This window comes from Streptomyces sp. AB3(2024) (assembly GCF_041862025.1).
Taxonomy (GTDB): Bacteria; Actinomycetota; Actinomycetes; order Streptomycetales; family Streptomycetaceae; genus Streptomyces.
Map to the genome: position 1 here is coordinate 13,957 of NZ_JBGWAB010000102.1, position 17,215 is coordinate 31,171.

General features: G+C 73.1%; 20 protein-coding genes and 1 pseudogene. 12 read left to right on the forward strand and 9 right to left on the reverse strand.

Features of this window, described 5'->3' with window-relative positions; genetic code table 11:
- Nucleotides 1-731 precede the first annotated feature (731 nt).
- Nucleotides 732-854, forward strand: a pseudogene (locus ACEPPI_RS29905) (DNA-binding response regulator); the annotation flags it as partial.
- A gap of 72 nt (nucleotides 855-926) precedes the next feature.
- Here the strand turns inward: ACEPPI_RS29905 and ACEPPI_RS29910 are convergent.
- On the reverse strand, nucleotides 927-1,745 hold the full coding sequence (locus tag ACEPPI_RS29910; RefSeq protein WP_373918391.1) for a TrmB family transcriptional regulator: 819 nt from the start codon (nucleotides 1,743-1,745) through the stop codon (nucleotides 927-929).
- A 249-nt stretch (nucleotides 1,746-1,994) separates the two neighbouring features.
- On the opposite strand from ACEPPI_RS29910, the gene ACEPPI_RS29915 reads away from it, so the two are divergent.
- Nucleotides 1,995-4,016 carry a putative Ig domain-containing protein gene (locus ACEPPI_RS29915; RefSeq protein WP_373918392.1) on the forward strand — a complete coding sequence of 674 codons (2,022 nt, stop codon included), beginning with the start codon at nucleotides 1,995-1,997 and terminating at the stop codon, nucleotides 4,014-4,016.
- A 43-nt stretch (nucleotides 4,017-4,059) separates the two neighbouring features.
- Here the strand turns inward: ACEPPI_RS29915 and ACEPPI_RS29920 are convergent, their stop codons facing one another.
- The 3 genes from ACEPPI_RS29920 to rpmB form a co-directional block, all read right to left on the reverse strand.
- Nucleotides 4,060-4,335, reverse strand: a complete 276-nt coding sequence (locus ACEPPI_RS29920; RefSeq protein WP_373918393.1) for a hypothetical protein — start codon at nucleotides 4,333-4,335, stop codon at nucleotides 4,060-4,062.
- Nucleotides 4,336-4,727: 392 nt separating this feature from the next.
- Nucleotides 4,728-5,033, reverse strand: a complete 306-nt coding sequence (gene rpsN / locus ACEPPI_RS29925; protein ID WP_373918394.1) for a 30S ribosomal protein S14 — start codon at nucleotides 5,031-5,033, stop codon at nucleotides 4,728-4,730.
- Nucleotides 5,033-5,269 (reverse strand): 50S ribosomal protein L28, encoded by a 237-nt coding sequence (gene rpmB / locus ACEPPI_RS29930; RefSeq protein WP_373918395.1) that lies wholly within the window; start codon nucleotides 5,267-5,269, stop codon nucleotides 5,033-5,035. Before rpmB ends, rpsN begins: the two co-directional genes overlap by 1 nt.
- Before the next feature lie 72 nt (nucleotides 5,270-5,341).
- On the opposite strand from rpmB, the gene rpmG reads away from it, so the two are divergent.
- Genes rpmG through rpsR form a run of 4 tightly spaced genes read left to right on the forward strand, consistent with a single transcriptional unit; the run spans nucleotide 5,342 to nucleotide 7,229 of the window.
- The gene (rpmG, locus tag ACEPPI_RS29935) at nucleotides 5,342-5,506 is read left to right on the forward strand and encodes a 50S ribosomal protein L33 (RefSeq protein WP_373918396.1); all 165 of its coding nucleotides are present in this window, start codon (nucleotides 5,342-5,344) and stop codon (nucleotides 5,504-5,506) included.
- Nucleotides 5,507-5,540: 34 nt separating this feature from the next.
- Nucleotides 5,541-5,789 (forward strand): type B 50S ribosomal protein L31, encoded by a 249-nt coding sequence (locus ACEPPI_RS29940; protein ID WP_373918397.1) that lies wholly within the window; start codon nucleotides 5,541-5,543, stop codon nucleotides 5,787-5,789.
- Nucleotides 5,786-6,937: a GTP-binding protein gene (locus ACEPPI_RS29945; RefSeq protein WP_373918398.1), complete on the forward strand. Its 1,152-nt coding sequence runs from the start codon at nucleotides 5,786-5,788 to the stop codon at nucleotides 6,935-6,937. Before ACEPPI_RS29940 ends, ACEPPI_RS29945 begins: the two co-directional genes overlap by 4 nt.
- 55 nt (nucleotides 6,938-6,992) lie before the next feature.
- Nucleotides 6,993-7,229 carry a 30S ribosomal protein S18 gene (rpsR, locus tag ACEPPI_RS29950; RefSeq protein ID WP_373918399.1) on the forward strand — a complete coding sequence of 79 codons (237 nt, stop codon included), beginning with the start codon at nucleotides 6,993-6,995 and terminating at the stop codon, nucleotides 7,227-7,229.
- 47 nt (nucleotides 7,230-7,276) lie between these two features.
- Here the strand turns inward: rpsR and ACEPPI_RS29955 are convergent, their stop codons facing one another.
- Entirely contained in the window at nucleotides 7,277-8,038 is a 762-nt protein-coding gene (locus ACEPPI_RS29955) for a helix-turn-helix transcriptional regulator (protein WP_373918400.1), read from the reverse strand.
- An 82-nt stretch (nucleotides 8,039-8,120) separates the two neighbouring features.
- Between ACEPPI_RS29955 and ACEPPI_RS29960 the strand changes: the two genes are divergently transcribed.
- Nucleotides 8,121-8,939, forward strand: coding sequence for a TSUP family transporter (locus ACEPPI_RS29960; RefSeq protein ID WP_373918401.1), 819 nt, complete (start codon nucleotides 8,121-8,123; stop codon nucleotides 8,937-8,939).
- A gap of 8 nt (nucleotides 8,940-8,947) precedes the next feature.
- On the opposite strand, the gene ACEPPI_RS29965 is transcribed toward ACEPPI_RS29960, so the two are convergent.
- Together ACEPPI_RS29965 and ACEPPI_RS29970 are read right to left on the reverse strand one after the other, a co-directional pair.
- A complete protein-coding gene (locus tag ACEPPI_RS29965; protein ID WP_373918402.1) occupies nucleotides 8,948-9,649 on the reverse strand; it encodes a M24 family metallopeptidase in 702 nt (233 codons plus the stop codon).
- A 204-nt stretch (nucleotides 9,650-9,853) separates the two neighbouring features.
- Nucleotides 9,854-11,107 (reverse strand): MFS transporter, encoded by a 1,254-nt coding sequence (locus ACEPPI_RS29970; protein WP_373918403.1) that lies wholly within the window; start codon nucleotides 11,105-11,107, stop codon nucleotides 9,854-9,856.
- 135 nt (nucleotides 11,108-11,242) lie between these two features.
- On the opposite strand from ACEPPI_RS29970, the gene ACEPPI_RS29975 reads away from it, so the two are divergent.
- The 4 genes from ACEPPI_RS29975 (at nucleotide 11,243) to ACEPPI_RS29990 (ending at nucleotide 15,223) form a co-directional block, all read left to right on the forward strand.
- Nucleotides 11,243-12,178 (forward strand): LysR family transcriptional regulator, encoded by a 936-nt coding sequence (locus ACEPPI_RS29975; protein ID WP_373918404.1) that lies wholly within the window; start codon nucleotides 11,243-11,245, stop codon nucleotides 12,176-12,178.
- Nucleotides 12,179-12,429: 251 nt separating this feature from the next.
- Nucleotides 12,430-13,713: a phosphatase PAP2 family protein gene (locus ACEPPI_RS29980; RefSeq protein WP_373918405.1), complete on the forward strand. Its 1,284-nt coding sequence runs from the start codon at nucleotides 12,430-12,432 to the stop codon at nucleotides 13,711-13,713.
- A gap of 666 nt (nucleotides 13,714-14,379) precedes the next feature.
- Entirely contained in the window at nucleotides 14,380-14,742 is a 363-nt protein-coding gene (locus ACEPPI_RS29985; protein ID WP_373918406.1) for an STAS domain-containing protein, read from the forward strand.
- A 19-nt stretch (nucleotides 14,743-14,761) separates the two neighbouring features.
- Nucleotides 14,762-15,223: an ATP-binding protein gene (locus ACEPPI_RS29990; protein ID WP_373918407.1), complete on the forward strand. Its 462-nt coding sequence runs from the start codon at nucleotides 14,762-14,764 to the stop codon at nucleotides 15,221-15,223.
- Here the strand turns inward: ACEPPI_RS29990 and ACEPPI_RS29995 are convergent.
- Entirely contained in the window at nucleotides 15,198-15,791 is a 594-nt protein-coding gene (locus ACEPPI_RS29995; RefSeq protein ID WP_373918408.1) for a hydrolase, read from the reverse strand. The genes ACEPPI_RS29990 and ACEPPI_RS29995 overlap by 26 nt on opposite strands.
- A 75-nt stretch (nucleotides 15,792-15,866) precedes the next feature.
- Nucleotides 15,867-16,310: a MarR family winged helix-turn-helix transcriptional regulator gene (locus ACEPPI_RS30000; RefSeq protein ID WP_373918409.1), complete on the reverse strand. Its 444-nt coding sequence runs from the start codon at nucleotides 16,308-16,310 to the stop codon at nucleotides 15,867-15,869.
- A gap of 72 nt (nucleotides 16,311-16,382) precedes the next feature.
- Here ACEPPI_RS30000 and ACEPPI_RS30005 point away from each other — a divergent pair, with 72 nt between their 5' ends.
- Nucleotides 16,383-16,946: a DUF6434 domain-containing protein gene (locus ACEPPI_RS30005; RefSeq protein ID WP_373918410.1), complete on the forward strand. Its 564-nt coding sequence runs from the start codon at nucleotides 16,383-16,385 to the stop codon at nucleotides 16,944-16,946.
- Nucleotides 16,947-17,215 lie beyond the last annotated feature (269 nt).

The following is a 17,215-nucleotide window of genomic DNA, read 5'->3' on the forward strand; positions in this document are numbered from 1 at the left end:
GGGCAGGCAGGCTGAACGCACCTTCAGATCTTCAGCGACCCTTCAGCCGGGTTTCGCCAAGCTCGCCGTATCGACCGGGACACGCTCCCGCCCAGCCGGCCAGGGCATCACAGGGCCCCGACTCGGCAACTTCACGAAGAGGAGAACCCCGTGCCACATCCAGGTGGTCCGGCGGACCGGCGCGTGGCGAAGCCCGTTCTCGTGCACCAACGCCGCGGGGCCGGTCGGTCGCGTGTCAGCATCGTTTCCGCCTCGATAGGAGCCGGACACGATGGGGCCGCAGCCGAACTCGCCCGTCGCCCCATGGCCGACGGCCACACGGTCGGCCGTTCGCCACCGGTCAGGGCGTGGCCCGGGTCGGTGAAGCCGGTGTTCGTGACCACCGCTGTCGGCTTCAGCGTGTGTGACGGCTTCGGCGGCTGGACCCCGTACACCGCCACCTGCTGCGCGTCCGGGGTCACCGGGGCGCACAGTTCGACGTGTCCGCGGTCGACCTGGAACCGGCTGCCGCCGCCCATCATGACCTCCACGCCTTCCAGGCAGGCGGCGAGCACGGTCAGGACCGGGCCGGCCGGCAGCGGCATGGGTACCTGCCGGCCGAGATCGGCGGTCAACCCGGCGCGGACACCGAGCGGGGCTCCGAGCGCGACGACCAGGCGTCGACGTACGCCAACTCGTTGAGCGAGTCGGGATCACGGGCCCGGACGGCGGCCCTGGGCAACACCGGGTGGGTGGTGGTCGGCGAAGCCGCGGTCGCCCAACACATCGGCAGCATCCTCGCCGAGCTCGACCTGCCCCCGGCCGACACCGACCATCGCCGGGTGCTCGCTGTGCTCGCGTACCTGCGGGGCTGAGCAGACCGGATCCTCCGGGTCCTCGCAGACCCGGCCCGTCGGCAGGAGGCAGGCGCGGCGGTGGGCGCGTGGTCAGCCGCCGCCCGTCCCGGGTGCGCTCCGGGCCTGATCCCAGACCGCGAGGAAGGCCAGCCTCAAACAGGCTGCCAGCGCTGGGTGTTCGATGTACAGGGCGGTGGTGGCCCGGGTGCCGGCCACCGGATCGGGCATGTCGCACAGCACCAGCGAGGCATCGGCGACGACGAGCTTGAGCGGGAGGCCCGGGGCGAAGCGGGACTCCTCGCCCGCCGCGGCGAACCGACGTACGTTCTCCAGCACTTCCGCGTCGCCGAGGGCGTCGTGGGTGTAGATCGCGCGGGCCGTGCCCCCGGCCTGACGCAGTCGGCGGACGGCCTTGATGCCCTCGTTGTTGGCCGCGGGGGCGACGAACGGCGGTTTGCAGAAGCTGAGGAGCTCCCCGGAGGCCTGCTCCTGGATGCTGTCGAACCGCTCGGCGATCGCCCGGGGGTCGCGCAGCACCTCGATGTAGTCGAGCGGATCGGTGTGCGTCCGCCCGTCGGCCCAGACCGGGAGCAGCGCCGTGGTGAGCGCGGCCGACACCTCGTTCAGCCGTTCCAGGGACTCCCGTTGGAGGGCCATCAGCCGGGCCAGCGCCAGTTCGGGGGCCACCGCGGAGAAGGCCGCGACCCGGCCGGGGCGCAGGACGGCGAGGCGCCGCCGGACGAGGGCGTCGAGTACGTCGTAGACGCGCTGGCGGGGGACGTCCGCGGCGCGGGCCGCCTCGGCGGCGGTGTACGACTCCCGCCTGACCAGAGCGAGATACACCCGGGCCTCGTACCGGGAGAGTCCCAGGGACATCAGGTCGTTGACCGCGCCGTCGTCCAACTCCATGGCAGGACACGGTATACGCGAACATCACTGACCGAAAGCAAGCCTTTGCATTCGCCGGGTAGTCCCTTGGCCCGGCGCTTCAATACCTTCAGCGTTGGCCACCACTGCACGTGGTGACAGTCCGCACCGTTGAACACGTGCCACTCGCATCCCGCGTCGACCCTCCGCTCCGGCATGCCCTGACGTGCGCATGAATGTCATGGACCTGCCAATCCTGAGGGATCCCCCGGCGCGGCACATCAACCCCCCATGGAGGGCAGTTCATTGCGCAACGCCCTGTTCCGGCGCGCCGCACGGCCGAGCCGCCGCGGTGCGACCGCCTTACTCTCGACGGTTGCCCTGATCTCCGGCGGCATGCTCGCCTTCGCCGCCCCGTCCGTGGCCTCGGCCGGCACCGGCGCCCCCTCCGGCACCGCCGCCGTGCACACCCAGCGGCTCTGCTCGGAGCCCGCCCGGGCCGGCTGGATGGCCTGCCACGCACTGGCCCGCACCGACGTGCAGCAGCGCCTCGGCCTCGCACCCGGCGTCCTGCCCTCCGGCTACGGTCCCACCGACCTGCAGGGCGCGTACGCCCTGCCGGCCTCGGCCGGCGCCGGCGCGACGGTCGCCATCATCGACGCGTACGACGACCCGAACGCCGAGTCCGACCTGGCGGCCTACCGCTCCCAGTACGGACTGCCCCCCTGCACCACGGCCAACGGCTGCTTCCGCAAGGCCGACCAGAACGGCGGCACCAGCTACCCCACCGCCGACGCCGGCTGGGCCGGTGAGATCTCCCTCGACGTGGACATGGTCAGCGCCGTCTGTCCGCAGTGCCACATCCTGCTGGTCGAGGCGAACCAGCCCTCCATGGAGGACCTCGGCGCCGCCGTGAACCGCGCCGTGACCATGGGCGCCAAGTACGTCTCCAACAGCTACGGCGGCGGCGAGGACTCCACCGACCCCGCCTCCGACGCCTCGTACTTCAACCACCCGGGCGTCGCCATCACCGTCAGCTCCGGTGACAGCGGCTACGGAGTCGAGTACCCGGCGGCCTCCCAGTACGTCACCGCCGTCGGCGGCACCTCCCTCAGCCGCGCCGGCGGTACCCCCCGCGGCTGGTCCGAGAGCGTCTGGGGCACGAGCGCCGGCGGCAACGGCGCCGGTTCGGGATGCTCCGGCTTCACCACCAAGCCGTCCTGGCAGAGCGACGGCGGCTGCGCCAAGCGCACGGTCGCCGACGTCTCCGCCGTCGCCGACCCGGCCACCGGGCTCGCGGTGTACGACAGCTACCAGGCCAGCGGCTGGAACGTCTACGGCGGCACCAGCGCCTCGGCCCCGATCATCGCCTCCGTCTACGCCCTGGCGGGCACGCCGGCCGCCGGCACCTACCCGTCGTCGTACCCGTACTCCCACACCGCGTCGCTCAACGACGTGACCAGCGGCGCCAACGGCTCCTGCTCCGGCGGCTACCTCTGCACCGCCAAGGCCGGTTACGACGGCCCGACCGGACTCGGCACGCCCAAGGGCACCGCCGCCTTCGCGGGCGGTTCCGCCGGCGGCAACACCGTCACCGTCACCAGCCCCGGCAGCCGCACCGGTGTCGTCAACACGGCCACCTCGCTGCAGATCCAGGCCACCGACTCGGCGAGCGGGCAGACCCTCACCTACAGCGCCACCGGGCTCCCGCCCGGCCTGTCCGTCAACGCCTCCACCGGCCTGATCAGCGGTACGCCGACCACCGCGGGCGGCTACGACGTCACGGTCACGGCCAAGGACACCACCAACGCGAGCGGCAGCACCTCCTTCACCTGGACCGTCACCACGGTCGACGGCGGCTGCACCGTGACCCAGCTCCTCGGCAACCAGGGGTTCGAGACCGGCACCGCCCCCTGGACCGCCAGTACCGGCGTGGTCGACAACGGCAGCGGTGAGGCGGCGCACTCCGGCTCCTGGAAGGCCTGGCTGGACGGCTACGGGTCCACCCACACCGACTCGCTCTCGCAGTCGGTGACCATCCCGGTCCGCTGCCACGCCACCCTCAGCTACTACCTGCACATCGACACCGCGGAGACGACCACCGCCACGGCCTACGACAAGCTGACGGTGACGGCCAACTCCACCACCCTGGCCGGCTATTCCAACCTCGACAAGAACACCGGCTACGTGCAGAAGACCTTCGACCTGTCCTCCTTCGCGGGCCAGACGGTCACGGTCACGTTCAGCGGCACCGAGGACTCCAGCCTGCAGACCTCGTTCGTGATCGACGACACGGCGCTCAGCATCAGCTGACCCGGACCCGAGGGTGCGCGAGGGCGCACGAGGGACCGGCGGGTCACCGTACGTCGACGGTGACCCGCCAACCCGTCAGCGCCCGGCACTCGACCGTGCCCGGCGCGGGCGTCCCGGGACAGGCCGGGACTTCGGAGGTCAGTACCGCCGTGCCGGGCGACACGCCCCGGAACAGGTGGTCCGCGACCGTGGACAGCGCCGTCCCGGACAGGCCCACCGGCGCCCCGGGGCCGCCCGTACCCGCATCGGGCAGGGATATCCGTAGGGTGCCGTGCAGCGGCAGGCACATCCGCCGGCCGTTGTCCGAGGCGGTGACCACCACCTCGGAGGCGACCGCGTCCCCGGTGCGCGTACAGCCGTGGCCCGGGGGGGGGGGGGGGGGGGGCCCCCCCCCCCGCCCCCCCCCCCCCCCGAAAACCCCCCGCCCCCCCGCCCCCCCCCCCCCCCCCCCCCACCCCACCGCAGCCGGCGCCCGCCACCAGCAGTACGCCGGCCAGCACGGCCGCCCCCGTCGTCCGTGCACCCATCCGACGGCCTCCTCGCGACGCAGCGGTTGCTCGCCGCTTGGACGCGGGCGACCCGCTACGGGTTCCCCGGCCGACCGCCCGGCCCCGATTCGGTGATGCTCCCAAGCGGGCCCCGGCCGGACACCCCACCGGACGATCGCGGCGTGGTGTCCTGCCGCCGCCCGTGGGCGTCACCCGGGCGGGATCACCAGGAGGACTTCGTCACGCCGGGCAGGAACCCGGCGTGCGCCTGTTGCCTGGTCCGTACCCGGGAGAGGCCGAACCTGCGCAGGTAGCCGCGGGGACGGCCGTCGACGCTGTCGCGGTTGCGGACGCGGGTGGCGCTGGCGTCGCGCGGCTGCCGGCGCAGCTCCGCCAGTGCGGTCCCGCGTTCCTGCGCCGTGGACGAGGGGCGGCGGATGACCTCCTTGAGTTCCGCCCGCCGGGCGGCGTGGCGCCCGACGGTCTCCTTGCGCTTCTCGTTCCGCGCGATCTTGCTCTTCTTCGCCATCAGACCTTCCCCCCGCGGGCCCGGATCCGGGCCACGGCGGCCTCGATGCCGATCGCGTCCACGGTCTTGACCGCCTTGGCGCTCAGGGTCAGGCGGACGTTGCGGCCCTCGCTGGGCAGCCAATAGCGCTTGTGCTGGATGTTCGGGTCGAAGCGGCGCGGGGTGCGCCGGTGGGAGTGGGAGATGTTGTTGCCGAAGCCCGGTTCGGCGCCGGTCAGTTGGCAGTGGGCGGACATGGGTGTGTTACCTGCCTCTCGCTACGGCCATCACGCTATTGGTAATGGAAACCATTCCCATATACTAGCCTCATGGCACGCAACGAACTCCGCCCGATCATCAAGCTGCGCTCCACCGAGGGCACCGGCTCCACCTACGTCACCCGCAAGAACCGGCGCAACGACCCGGACCGGCTGGTGCTGCGCAAGTACGACCCCGTCGCCCGCCGACACGTCGACTTCCGCGAAGAGCGCTGACCGAACCCCCGCCCAGACCCCGAAGGACACCGCCATGAAGCCCGGCATCCACCCCGCCTACGGCCCCGTCGTCTTCCGCGACAGCGCCGGCGGCACCGCGTTCCTCACCCGCTCCACCATGACCAGCCACAAGACGATCGAGTGGGAGGACGGCCACACCTACCCGGTGGTCGACGTGGAGATCTCCTCGGCGAGCCACCCCTTCTACACCGGCACCGCCCGCGTCATGGACACCGCCGGCCGCGTCGAACGCTTCGAGCGCCGCTACGGGGCCCGCCGATGACACAGGACCCCGGACTGCCCGTCGTGATCGTCGCCGGGATCCACGCCGACGCCCGCAGGGAGGTCGTGGGCCGGCTCCTGCGGGCCGTCCCCGGCAGCGTCGCCCTTCACCACGACCTGACCGGCGCGGCGGAGGGGTCGGTGCGCCGCTCGGTCCGCGACGCCACCGGACTCCTGTCCGAGGACGGGGCGCCGCTGGTCAACGACTGCGCGTGCTGCGCACTGCGCGAGGACCTCGTACCCGAACTGGTGCGGCTGGCCGGGGCGGGCCTGACCCGGCTCGCCGTGGTCGAGTTGTGGGACTCGGTCGAGCCGAAGGCGATGGCCGAGGTCGTCTCCGCACACGCCGGAGACGGCCTGGTCCTCACCAATGTGATCACCGCCGTGGACCCCGTGCTCGTGCTGCCCTGCCTCGCCAACGGCGACGACCTCGCCGAAGCCGGCCTGGCGGCGGCGCCGACCGACCGGCGGACCGTCGGGGACACCTGGGCCCGCCAGTTGGAGTACGCACCCGTCCTCGCCCTCGTCGGCAACGAGGAAGCCGGCGACGAGGACCGCGCGCTCCTCGCCCAGTTGCACCCCACCGCCCGCCGGGTGGCGGCCGATTCGGGCGAACTCGCCGAAGCGGCCTTCGCGGGCTTCGACGTCGAGGCCGCCGCGGCGGCTCAGCACCCCGCGTGCGCGCTGCTGCCCCAGGACGCCGACGACGCCGGTGTCACCACGCTCGTGTGGCACCGCCGGCGGCCCTTCCATCCCGAGCGCCTGTACGAAGCGCTGGAGGACCTGTGCTGCGCGGCCGCGCGCAGCCGCGGCAGGTTCTGGCTCGCCGACCGCCCCGACACCCTCCTCGCGTGGGACGCCGCGGGAGGCGCGCTGTGTGTGGAGAACGCGGGCCCCTGGCTGGCGTCACTGCCCGACGCGGCCTGGGAGATGGTCCCACCGGTGCGGAGGGCCGCCGCGGCCCTGGACTGGCACCCCGAGCACGGCGACTGCTGCCAGCACCTCGTCTTCACCTCACCCGGCCTGGACCGCGACGGACTGGAACGGCTCCTGGAGTCCTGCCTGCTCACGGACGCGGAGTACGCGGGAGGACGCGACGGCTGGAAGCGCCTCCCCGCAGCCTTCGACTCCCTCCTCGACCCCGTCTGACCCTCCCCCCGTCGCCGCGCCGAGCAGCGACGCACGCTCGACACAGGAGAACCCCATGGCACGTCGCCAGGAAGCCCGTAAGCCCGTGAAGTCCCGCCCCAACCCGCTCGACGCGGCCGGGATCACGTACATCGACTACAAGGACATCGACCTGCTGCGGAAGTTCGTCTCGGACCGCGGCAAGATCCGCAGTCGCCGCGTCGCCCGGGTGACGGCCCGCCAGCAGCGGGCCCTCGCCACCGCCGTCAAGAACGCGCGCGAGATGGCACTGCTGCCGTATCCCGGCCGCTGATCGACGGGTCCGGCCCCTCGCGTGGACGGCAGGGCGACGCCGTCGGGTCAGTGGCGCCTCATGGAGGACGGCGGCATGGCGAAAGCACGCGTGAACGCGTAGGAGAAGGCCGCGGGGGAGGCGTATCCGAGCAGGGTCGCGACTTCGGTGACGGTCTTGTGGCGCAGGAGGGGGATCGAGGCCAGCAGGCGGGCCCGGGACCGCCAGGCCGCGGGGCTCGTCCCCGTCAGGTGCCGGAAGCGCCGGGTGAACATGCGTTCGCTCATCGCCGCGGCGCGCGCCCAGTCGGTGTTGCTCACCGCCACGTCGGGGCCGGCGAGGTAGTCGCGGCACAGCCGGGAGAACGGCGCTTCGTGCGGGAGGGCGACATGCAGCGGAACCTCGGAGAGCGCGGCCGTCTCCAGGAGGATCAATGTGATCACCGCTCTGTCGCGGTCGTCCGCGGCGTAGTCCGCGTCCAGGTCGGCGGCGGCGAGCAGCAGTTCCCGCAGCAGCGGCGGGACCTCCACGACCCGGCAGGCGGTGGGCCACCACGGAACGGCCGACGGCTCGATGTAGAGGCTTGAGGTCCGCACGTCCAGCATCCGCACCCGGTGGCGGATCCGGGGCGGGATGAGCACCGCCCGTTCGCCCGGGACGGTCCACGCCCCGTCGTCGGTCTCCACGAGCATCGTGCCGGTCGCGGCGTACAGGAGCTGCGCCCGGCGGTGCTCGTGCCAGGCGAGGAGGGAGTCAGGCGGGTAGTCGGTCGCGATCGGCAGCACCTCGGCGGGGAGGTGATCGAGTCGCGCGAGGGGCACGTTGCGCATGACGGAAGGGTATGGCCGGAACTCGAAAGGATCGGAGCGACGGTCGATCGTCGGCGGGCGGCTCCTCGACTGGACTGGGGGCATGAGTGCTGTCGTTCTTGTCGTCGTCGGGATCCTGACCGGTGTGACCACCGTGGTGTTCGGCTTCGGGGGAGGATTCGTCACGGTCCCCGTCATCGTCTGGGTGGACGCCGCCGCGGGGCCGGCCGCGGTGACCGTCGCGGTGGCGACCTCGTCGCTGGTCATGGTCGTCAACGCGGTGGTGGCCACCGCGGCCACCCCCCGGCCGGTCCTGCGCCGTCTGCGGGGCAGCGCCCCCCTGATGGTCCTGCTCGGCGTCGGGGGGCTCGGCGGCGCGGTCCTCGCGGGCTCCGCGCCGGCCCGGCTGATCCACTGGGGGTTCGTGGCCTATCTGGCGATGACCGTCGCCGACGTGCTCGCGCGGCCGGGGTTCCTGCGACCTGCCGCCGGTGCCGGTGCCGGTGCCGCTGTCGCGGGCGGGCCCGGGGCGTTCGCGATCCCGGCCGCGCTCGGGGTCCCCATCGGCGCCGCCGCCTCGTTCCTCGGTGTCGGGGGGAGCGTCATGACCGTACCGCTGCTGCGGCGTTCGGGACTGCCGATGGGCACCGCGGCGGCGCTGGCCAACCCCCTCACCGCCTGCATCAGCGCCCCGGCGTGTGCGGTCTTCCTCGCGGTCGCCCACGGGACGGACGGCGCGGCGCTGGTGTCGGCCGTCGGGTCCGTCGATTTCGGTGCCGCCGCCCTGCTCCTCCTCGGGGCCCTCCCGGTCGTCGTCCTCCTGCGCCGAAGGCCCCCGCGGATCGGGGACCGTCTCCACGCCTGGGGGTACGTCGCCCTCCTGTGCCTGGTGCCGGCCGCCATGCTGGTCCGGACGCCGTGAGGGCGGGCTCAGACGAGATCGAGCAGTTCCGTGTGGACGCCGGCGTTGCCGTGGCAGTGGTCGACGAGGTGGATCTCCAGGATCCAGTGGGCCCGCCACCCCTCCTCCAGCGTGCGGCGCAGTGGCCGCTCGTTGTCCGGGCCGATGAACGCCTCCGGCCGGGTCGTCTCCGCATGCGTGGCGGGAGAGGTGCCGGTCAGCCTGCCGGCGTGCCAGGACCCCGGGCTCAGATCGGCCTCGGCCGCCGAGGTCCTTATCCTCGCGTGCAGCTGCCGCCCCGTGATGGTCTCGTCCGAGCGGAAGGCCTCCCGTGCGGCGTCGGCCACCACGGCCAGGTCGCTCACGAGACGACGGCGCTCCGGAGCGTCGCCGACGGCCACGGTCCGCGCGAAGCCCGTCTCGTACGGTGCCAGCAACGACTCGAAGTCCAACACGACCACGTCCTGCCCGCCGATGACGCGGTTCGGCCATCGGCCGCCGACCAGGGTGTTCGGCCCCGACCGCACGAACCGCCGCCCGGCCAGACCGGCCCGCACGCCGAACACCTCCTGCGCGATCAGGGCGATCCGGTTGTCGACCTCCCTTTCGCTACGGCCCGGCGTGATCACCCGGGCGGAGACCACGTGGGCGAACAGGCGCTGCGCCATGCGTTGGCCTTCCAGCAGGTGCAGGGATCGCAGCCGTAGGTCCATCCGGTCCAGCGTCGCCATGGTGCGTCCTTGCCGTCAGTCGTTGCCGTCAGCCGTCGTTCGTGCCGCATCGGCCGTCCGGCCGGCCGGGAACGGGGCGGCGGTCAACCGGTGCGAGAGGCGGGCCCTTGGCCGGCCAGCCGAAGCTAACAGCGTCCACGAGCTCGGCATCACCGGACGATCATCCAGCGCTCGGCCGGTTCCGGACGCCGGCGCCGGTCGGCCCTACGAGAGCGTCCGCCGGGGCGCCGGCTTCGGCTCGTGGGGAAGGCCCGTCGTGCGGCGGGGGAGCAGCAGGGGAGTCGCCAGCAGGACCGCCCCGGCCAGGCCGATGGCCGTGCGCGGCCCGAGCAGGGTGCCCAGTACGCCCCAGACGGCCGTCAGGAGCGCGGTCGAGGCCTTGGTCGTCACCGCCCAGGCGGACAGCGTGCGGGCGACCCGGTCGGTCGCTGTGCGCTGGAGGCGGTAGGTGGCCTGGACGGGGTTGAAGACCCCGCAGCAGAAGATGAGACCGAGTTCGACGCCGATCACCAGCAGCAGTCCTCCGGTGCCCGGCCCCAGGAAGGCCAGCCCCACGGGCCAGAGCGCGCGCAGGGTCCCGGACACCGCCAGGACCCGCCGCTGCCCGAACCGGGTGACGAGCGGTCGGGCCAGCCGCGAACCGAGCAGCCCGCCGATCGAGGGCGCGGCGAAGGCGAGGCCGTACTGCCACGGTGCGAACCCGAGCGGGCCGAGCATCAGGACGGCCAGGAGCGGTTGGGTGGCCATCACGAGGCCGTTGAACAGGGCGGTGTTGAAGAACAGCGGCCGCAGCGCCCGGTCGGAGAGGATGAACCGCCAGCCGTCGAGCAGGTCCCCGGCCCGCATGCGCCCGGCCTCTTCCCGGAGTCCGGGCCGGGGCTCCTGCCCGCCCATCGCACGGATGCCCAGGGCCGAGAGCAGGTAGCTGACCGCGTCGGCCACCACCGTCGCCACCGGACCGAGGAGCCCGATCGCCGCACCGCCCAGCGGCGGTCCGATGATCGTGGTGGTCCAGGCCGTCGACTCGAACCGGGCGTTGGCGACGAGCAGGTCCTCGGTCGGCAGCAGCGTCTTCAGGTACGCGCCGGAGGCGGCGCGGAAGCCGATGTCGGCCGCCGCGACGACGGCCGAGACCAGCAGGAGCTGAACGAGGGTGAGCACGCCGAGCGCGAAGGCGGCGGGGATCGTCAGCAGCGCCGCGCACCGCACCAGGTCCATCGCGATCAGCACCGGCCGCTTGCGGCGGAACTCCACCCAGGGGCCGAGCGGCACCGCCACCGCCGCGCCCACCGCGGCCCCGACGCAGGAGAGCGCGGCGACCTCCGCCGGACCGGCGTGCAGCTCCCGGACGGCGATCAGCGGGAACGCGCCGAAGGCGAGCCAGGTGCCGAGCGCGCTCGTCCCGTACGCCCCCCAGAGCCACCCGAACCGCCGTCCCAGCCGGTGCCCGCTCCCCATGCCCGACCCCACCCCTCGCTCCGCCCGTACAACCGATCCGCGATCGGAAGCATCAAAGGACACGGCCGCACACGGGGTCAAACAACCACAGGGCCACCGACTCACAACCCATGGTTGTGGGCATAGGGTCCCGGCATGGACCTCGACACCATCCGGACCTTCGTCGCCGCCGCCGAGGCGGGGCGGTTCCAGGAGGCCGCCGCCGGGCTGGCGGTCACCCAGCAGGCGGTCTCCAAGCGCATCGCCGCACTGGAGCGCGACCTCGGCGTACGACTGTTCACCCGCACCGCGCGCGGTGCGGAGCCCACCATTGACGGGCAGGCGTTCCTGCCCCACGCGCGCGAGCTGCTGCGCGTCGCCGAGCGCGCGGTCGCGTCCGTGCGCCCCGGTACGCGTCCGCTGCGCGTCGACGTGATCGCCTCACGGGTCGCGCCGTCGGGCATGATGCGCGACTTCCATCGCGCGCACCCCGACATCGAGCTCGACGTGGTGATGCTGTTCGACATCGAGAAGGCCGTCGCCGCCCTGCGCTCCGGTGCCATCGACGCGTCCTTCCGCGCCGTCGGGGTGCCCGGCCGGCCCCTCCCCGAGGACATCGAGTCCGTCCGGGTGCTCGACGAGCCGCTCCAGCTGCTCACCGGCCCCGCCCACGCCCTGGCGGGCGCCCGGTCGGTGGCCCTCGCACAGCTCGCCGGGCACCGGATCTGGATGCCCGGCATCGTCCCCGGTACCGAGTGGGGCGCCTATTACGACGACCTCGCCGCCGGATTCGGCCTCACCATCGAGGCGACCGGCCCCAACTTCGGCTCCGACGCACTCCTCGACACGGTCGCCGACACCCCGGCCCTGGCCACCTTCATGGGCGAGCACACCCGCGTCGTCTGGCCCGTCGGCCACGGCCTGCGCCGTGTCCCGGTGACCGACCCGACCCCCGTCTACCCGCACTCGCTCCTCTGGCGCCGCGACAACCCCCACCCGGCGCTGACCGCCCTCCGCGCCCACCTCGCCGCCACGCGCCCCGCCCGCGACACCGCCGGGACCTGGGTGCCGAACTGGGTGGTCCCGCGCTGATCGACGCGGTACGGCCGGGCGGCCGCCCATGCGCCGGGCCTCACCGAACGCTTGCCCGATCGGGCAAGCGTTCACTTGGCGTCAAGCCCGTCCTCAGCGAAACCCGCCTTTCCGTTAACATGTTCGAGCTCACAACGACGGCGTTGGAAAACATATAAATCGGTTGAAAATTGATATCTAAGATAGCGCGAGCGTTTTCGCGAACGGGCGGCGACGACTCCGGGGTCGCCGCATGGCGTCGACCACGCGTCATGCTGTGGGCCGCGGTCGGTGTGGTGGCCCTGGGATTCCTCATCGCCCTGGAGATCGCCGCGCGCCACTACGGCGAGCCGGGACCGATCACCAGTCAGGCGCAAGAGGTGATCTTCGCCCCCAGATCGGGGACGGTGCTGTACGTCAGCATGGCGTTGATGATGGTGGTGCTCACCTGGCGGGAACGATTCATCGCACTCGGTGCCGCGGTCGGCATCGACCTCGTCTTCTGGATCGTGCGCAGCATGGTCGGCGCCCAGATGATGGTCGGCAACGGCGCCTTGTGGGTGACCCTGGGCTGTGCCGTCATCGCCGTCACGCGCCGCACCGGCCGGGAGCGGGCCCTGCTGCTGAAGGGCGTCGGACTGGCGCTGCTGCTGGTGGCCGGCCGCAAGACCGGCTACACCTGGCTGCTGATCACGTCCAAGACCCGCCCCATGGTGCTCGACCAGTACGTGGCGACCGCCGATCACGCGCTGGGCAACCCGTCGTGGCTGGCGGGCCGGATCGTGGAGGCCACCGGCTCGGTGGGCCACCACGTCCTCGAATGGGTCTACATCCAGCTCGCGGTGGCGGCGGTCGGCGTCGCGCTGTACCAGCTGCGCAACGTGGCCGCCGAGCGCCGCTTCCCCGGCCACCACCTGGTGCGCACGTTCCTGGTCATAGGCCTGCTCGGCCCGGGCATCTACATGGTCTTCCCGGTGGTCGGGCCGATCCTCGCCTACGGCGCCGACGGCGGGCACTGGGCGCTGGCCGACCTGTGGCCGAACACGCCGCCGCCGCTCGGCACCCCGGTCCCGATGCCCTTCGACGAGATCACCCCGCGCAACTGCATGCCCAGTCTGCACACGGCGTGGGCCACCGCGATCTTCATCCACTCCCGCAGGGGCCCCCGGGCGCTGCGCTGGGCGGGCACGTTCTGGCTGATCGCCACCCTCGGCGCGACCCTGGGCTTCGGCTACCACTACGGCGCGGACATCGTCGCAGGCGTGGTCTTCACGCTCACCATCGAGGCGGCGCTGCGTGCGATCGACCACGGCTGGGACCGGTCGGCGACCCGGCTGGTGGTCTACGGCGCCGCGGTCTTCGCCGCGCTCCTGGCCTCGTACCGCTACCTGTCGGTGGAGATGGCCGGGCTTCCCTGGCTCTTCGGGCCGCTGGTCATCCTGTCGATGGCCTCGGTGATCTACGGCTACGTACGGACCACCAGGCTCTGGGAGCGCGAGGCGGCCTCGGTGCACCTTCCGCAGCCGCGGCGCGAGGCGCAGCCCGAACTGGTGTGAGCCGGTCCGGAAGCCGCCTGTCCGTCGAACACCGCGATCGGCGGACAGGGGCTTCCTTCGTCACGCCGTGCCGGGCTGCGAGAGCCGCCAAGCAGTCCCGGGCGGGGCGTCCGACCAGTGAACCAGGGGCCGGCCTTGGCCGACGACTGGTTCCGGATACGGAATCCGGCCCCCTTGAGGCGTGTTGATCTGGTGAAACGTCCAAGGGGAGAATCCGGCGATCCCCTGGCATCTGCACACTGAGGTTCCGCTTCTAGTGGCACATGTGCGCCCCGGTTCCCCGGTCGGGAAAATCCTGCCGTCCCTGCGCGGATAAAGGCCGCGCGGCCGGCGTCCTCCCTTTTCGGGGCGTGCCGGATATCAGGTCGCACGGCGGAATGGAAGAGGCCGAGTGCCTGGTCATGGACGGTGGAGGGCTCGGGATTTCCGGGACTTGAGCCCCTGGTCCGATGCGCGGAAGAGAAAGCCGAAAGGCCGGTGAACGAATCCCGGAGCCGGGCGGGTGCGTTCCCGGTCGAACGGGGTCGGCGGCCGACGCCGGCCGTGTGACGATGCCCTTGCCCGGGCACCCGCCCGGGGGCGCCGGGACAGCGGTCGTCCGGAGCCGTGCATGGATCGGCCGGACCCGGGCAGGCGCAGGTCCAGCAGGACGGAAGGTGATGCCGGATGGTGCCGGAAACGGAGGACGGGCGGTTCGCCGTCGCGGTGAGCGCCGTGGACGGGGTGACCGTCCTCACGCTCACCGGTGAGCTCGACCACGACACGGCCGCGCCCCTGCGCGAGGCCCTGGAGGCGGCGGTCGCGCCGGGCGGCCGGATGGTCGTCGACATGGCGCGGCTGGGCTTCTGCGACTCCACCGGACTGAACGCCCTGCTGCACGCCCGGCTCTCGGTCCAGGAGGCCGGGGGCAGGCTGGAACTGGCCGGGCTGAGCGGGCCGGTGGCCCGGATGTTCCGCATCACCGGCGCCGACGGCGTCTTCCCGGTCCACGCGGACGTGGCGCGGGCGTTGCGGGCGGACCATTCTTAGCGAGAGGGAGCGAAGGGCCATGGGGCAGCGCGGGTCGGCGGACCGGAACTGGCTCCTGGTCCTCGACGGGCTCCCGGACCCCGTCAGCCGCAGCCGTGAGTTCACCCGCCGGGCGCTGACCGCCTGGCAGTGGCTGCCGGCCGAGGGCGAGGCCGTACGGGAGGCGGCGGAGGACGTCCTCCTGCTGGTCTCGGAGGTGGTGGCCAACGCCTGCCTGCACGGCGGAGGGCCCGGGGCGCTGGTGCTGGACCGTACGGACGAGCGGCTGCGCATCGAGGTGACCGACACGAATCCGGCACCGCCGGAGCCCGGTGGGCACGGGCTGCCGTCGGACCCGGCCCGGCCGGGCGGCCACGGGCTGCTGATCGTGGAGCGGCTGGCCCGGGCCTGGGGTTCGAGGCCCGGAGCGCTCGGCAAGTGCGTCTGGCTGGAGGTGCCCTGGCCGGGGGTCGGGCTCAGCCCAGGGCGTCCAGCGCCGTGATGATCTCGCCGGTGGAGCTGACCCGGCCCAGGCGGGGGAAGATCTTGCCGAAGGAGTGGGCGTGCGAGGCCGCGTCGAGGTCGGTGGTGGCGTCCTCCGCGAAGACCAGCCCGTAGCTGTGTTCCCAGGCGGTACGGGCGGTGGACTCGACGCCGATGCTGGTCGAGATGCCCGCCAGCACGATCCGGTGGATGCCGCGGCGGCGCAGCTGGAGGTCGAGCTCCGTCCCGGTGAAGGCGCCCCAGTGGCGCTTGGTCACCCGTACGTCGCCCAGCGCGGCCAGCTCGTCCGGGATCTCGGAGAACGCCGGCGGCGGGGCGGTGGCCGGGCCGGGGGTGTCGACGTCGGTGGTGGGCAGGTCGCCGCCGTCGGGCGACCAGGCGACGTTGACCAGGACCACCGGCAGCCGGTGGGCGCGGAAGGCCTCGGCGAGCGCGATGCCGTTCTCGAGGATCTCGGCGCCGGGACGGACGGTCGGCATGCCCAGGATGCCCCGCTGGAGGTCGATCAGCACCAGCGCGGTGCCGGAGTCCAGGGTCAGGGTGGACGGGGTGGGAGAGGTGGTCATGCTCGGACTCCTCGGTCGATGTTCGCAGGGGTGCGGGGAAGGGTGGGCGGCGCGGCTCCGCCGGGGGTGGGCGGGTCAGTCCTCCGCCAGGCGGCGCAGCAGCGGCACGGCCTCGGCCAGCAGCCGCAGCTCCTCGGCGGTCAGCCGCCCCGCCATCAGCTCGGCGATCCGGCCGTGCCCGGCCTCGCGGCGCTCGCGCACCAGGGCGCGCCCCCGGTCGGTCAGGGAGACGAGCAGCCGGCGCCCGTCGGTGGGGTGCGGGGCCCGGGAGACGTACCCCTCGGCCCGCAGGGAGTTCACCGTGGCGATGAGGGACTGCGGGCGGATCTTCTCGGCCCGTGCGAGATCGGCCGCGGTGGCCGAGCCGAGCCGGTCGAGCCGTTTGAGGACGGACATCTGCGAGAGGGTGATGCCTCCTCCCGTCACCGCCCGCACCTGGCGCACCAGCATGCCCACGGCCAGCTGGAGCTCCTCGGCGATGTCGTGCACCCCGTCGTGCGGCTCCGGTAGTGATGTCATACCCCGACCCTAAGGAACGACAGGGAAACTTGCAAGGAAGACTGACGATCTGCCCCGCCCTAGGATGGGAACATGAGTGCGAATGGTCGGGGTGCGGGAGAGGTCCGGCCCGCGCCGGGCCCGGAGCTGACCGGGGCCGAACTGCTGCGCTGGTACTGGACCCTCGAAGAGCTGTCCGCACTGGCCCGGCGGCCGGGCGTCCCGGCCGGCGGCGGCAAGGCCGCGCTCACGCGACGGCTCGCCGCGGCGCTCGACGGGCACGTGCCCCCGCCGCGCGGGGTCACCGCCCGGCGCGTCGGCCGCCAGCTGGCCGCCCCCGTCGACGCGGACACCGTGATCCCCGCGGGGCGGCGGTGCAGCCAGGTGCTGCGGGAGTTCTTCGTGCGGGAGATCGGCCCCGGTTTCCACTTCGACGCCTTCATGAGGGAGTACGTGGCCCAGGGCGTGGGCCGCACCCTGGGCGAGGCCGCCACCCACTGGCGCGCCACCCGCCGGCGGGCCGCCGAACCCCAGCCGGTCGGTGCCCAGTTCGAGTTCAACCGGTTCCTGCGCGACTGGCACGCCCGCCATCCCGACGGCTCCCGCACCGAGGCCCTCACTGCCTGGCGGGACCACCGCTCCAGGCCCCGCGACTGAACCCCCGGCGGCGGGGATGCTCGGGCGGCGGGATCGGGGCGCGGCCGGGTGCCCGGCGGCCGTACGGCGCCCGGTGCTCCACTCCGGGCGGAGGAACGGGGGAAGGACGGTCCGTATTCACTGGATCGGCTGACTTCGCCGACCGATGACCACCCCCGGCGGAGGGGTCCCGCCGCCGGTGAACCGCCGGGCGGCGCGGAAGGGCCGCCGGGCCGGAAACAGCCGGTGCGCGGCCCGGTGCGCCCGGTGCGCCCGGCGCGCCACCGGGC

Coding starts and splice junctions, on each gene's coding strand:
- rpmG (WP_373918396.1), top strand. CDS start 5,342: ATGGCACGCAACGAACTCCGCCCGATCATCAAGCTGCGCTCCACCGAG.
- ACEPPI_RS29975 (WP_373918404.1), top strand. CDS start 11,243: ATGGACCTCGACACCATCCGGACCTTCGTCGCCGCCGCCGAGGCGGGG.
- rpmB (WP_373918395.1), bottom strand. CDS start 5,269: ATGTCCGCCCACTGCCAACTGACCGGCGCCGAACCGGGCTTCGGCAAC.
- ACEPPI_RS30000 (WP_373918409.1), bottom strand. CDS start 16,310: ATGACATCACTACCGGAGCCGCACGACGGGGTGCACGACATCGCCGAG.
- ACEPPI_RS29910 (WP_373918391.1), bottom strand. CDS start 1,745: ATGGAGTTGGACGACGGCGCGGTCAACGACCTGATGTCCCTGGGACTC.
- ACEPPI_RS29990 (WP_373918407.1), top strand. CDS start 14,762: ATGGGGCAGCGCGGGTCGGCGGACCGGAACTGGCTCCTGGTCCTCGAC.
- rpsR (WP_373918399.1), top strand. CDS start 6,993: ATGGCACGTCGCCAGGAAGCCCGTAAGCCCGTGAAGTCCCGCCCCAAC.
- ACEPPI_RS29970 (WP_373918403.1), bottom strand. CDS start 11,107: ATGGGGAGCGGGCACCGGCTGGGACGGCGGTTCGGGTGGCTCTGGGGG.
- ACEPPI_RS29945 (WP_373918398.1), top strand. CDS start 5,786: ATGACACAGGACCCCGGACTGCCCGTCGTGATCGTCGCCGGGATCCAC.
- ACEPPI_RS29980 (WP_373918405.1), top strand. CDS start 12,430: ATGCTGTGGGCCGCGGTCGGTGTGGTGGCCCTGGGATTCCTCATCGCC.
- ACEPPI_RS29915 (WP_373918392.1), top strand. CDS start 1,995: ATGGAGGGCAGTTCATTGCGCAACGCCCTGTTCCGGCGCGCCGCACGG.
- ACEPPI_RS29965 (WP_373918402.1), bottom strand. CDS start 9,649: ATGGCGACGCTGGACCGGATGGACCTACGGCTGCGATCCCTGCACCTG.
- rpsN (WP_373918394.1), bottom strand. CDS start 5,033: ATGGCGAAGAAGAGCAAGATCGCGCGGAACGAGAAGCGCAAGGAGACC.
- ACEPPI_RS29985 (WP_373918406.1), top strand. CDS start 14,380: ATGGTGCCGGAAACGGAGGACGGGCGGTTCGCCGTCGCGGTGAGCGCC.
- ACEPPI_RS29995 (WP_373918408.1), bottom strand. CDS start 15,791: ATGACCACCTCTCCCACCCCGTCCACCCTGACCCTGGACTCCGGCACC.
- ACEPPI_RS30005 (WP_373918410.1), top strand. CDS start 16,383: ATGAGTGCGAATGGTCGGGGTGCGGGAGAGGTCCGGCCCGCGCCGGGC.
- ACEPPI_RS29940 (WP_373918397.1), top strand. CDS start 5,541: ATGAAGCCCGGCATCCACCCCGCCTACGGCCCCGTCGTCTTCCGCGAC.
- ACEPPI_RS29960 (WP_373918401.1), top strand. CDS start 8,121: ATGAGTGCTGTCGTTCTTGTCGTCGTCGGGATCCTGACCGGTGTGACC.
- ACEPPI_RS29955 (WP_373918400.1), bottom strand. CDS start 8,038: ATGCGCAACGTGCCCCTCGCGCGACTCGATCACCTCCCCGCCGAGGTG.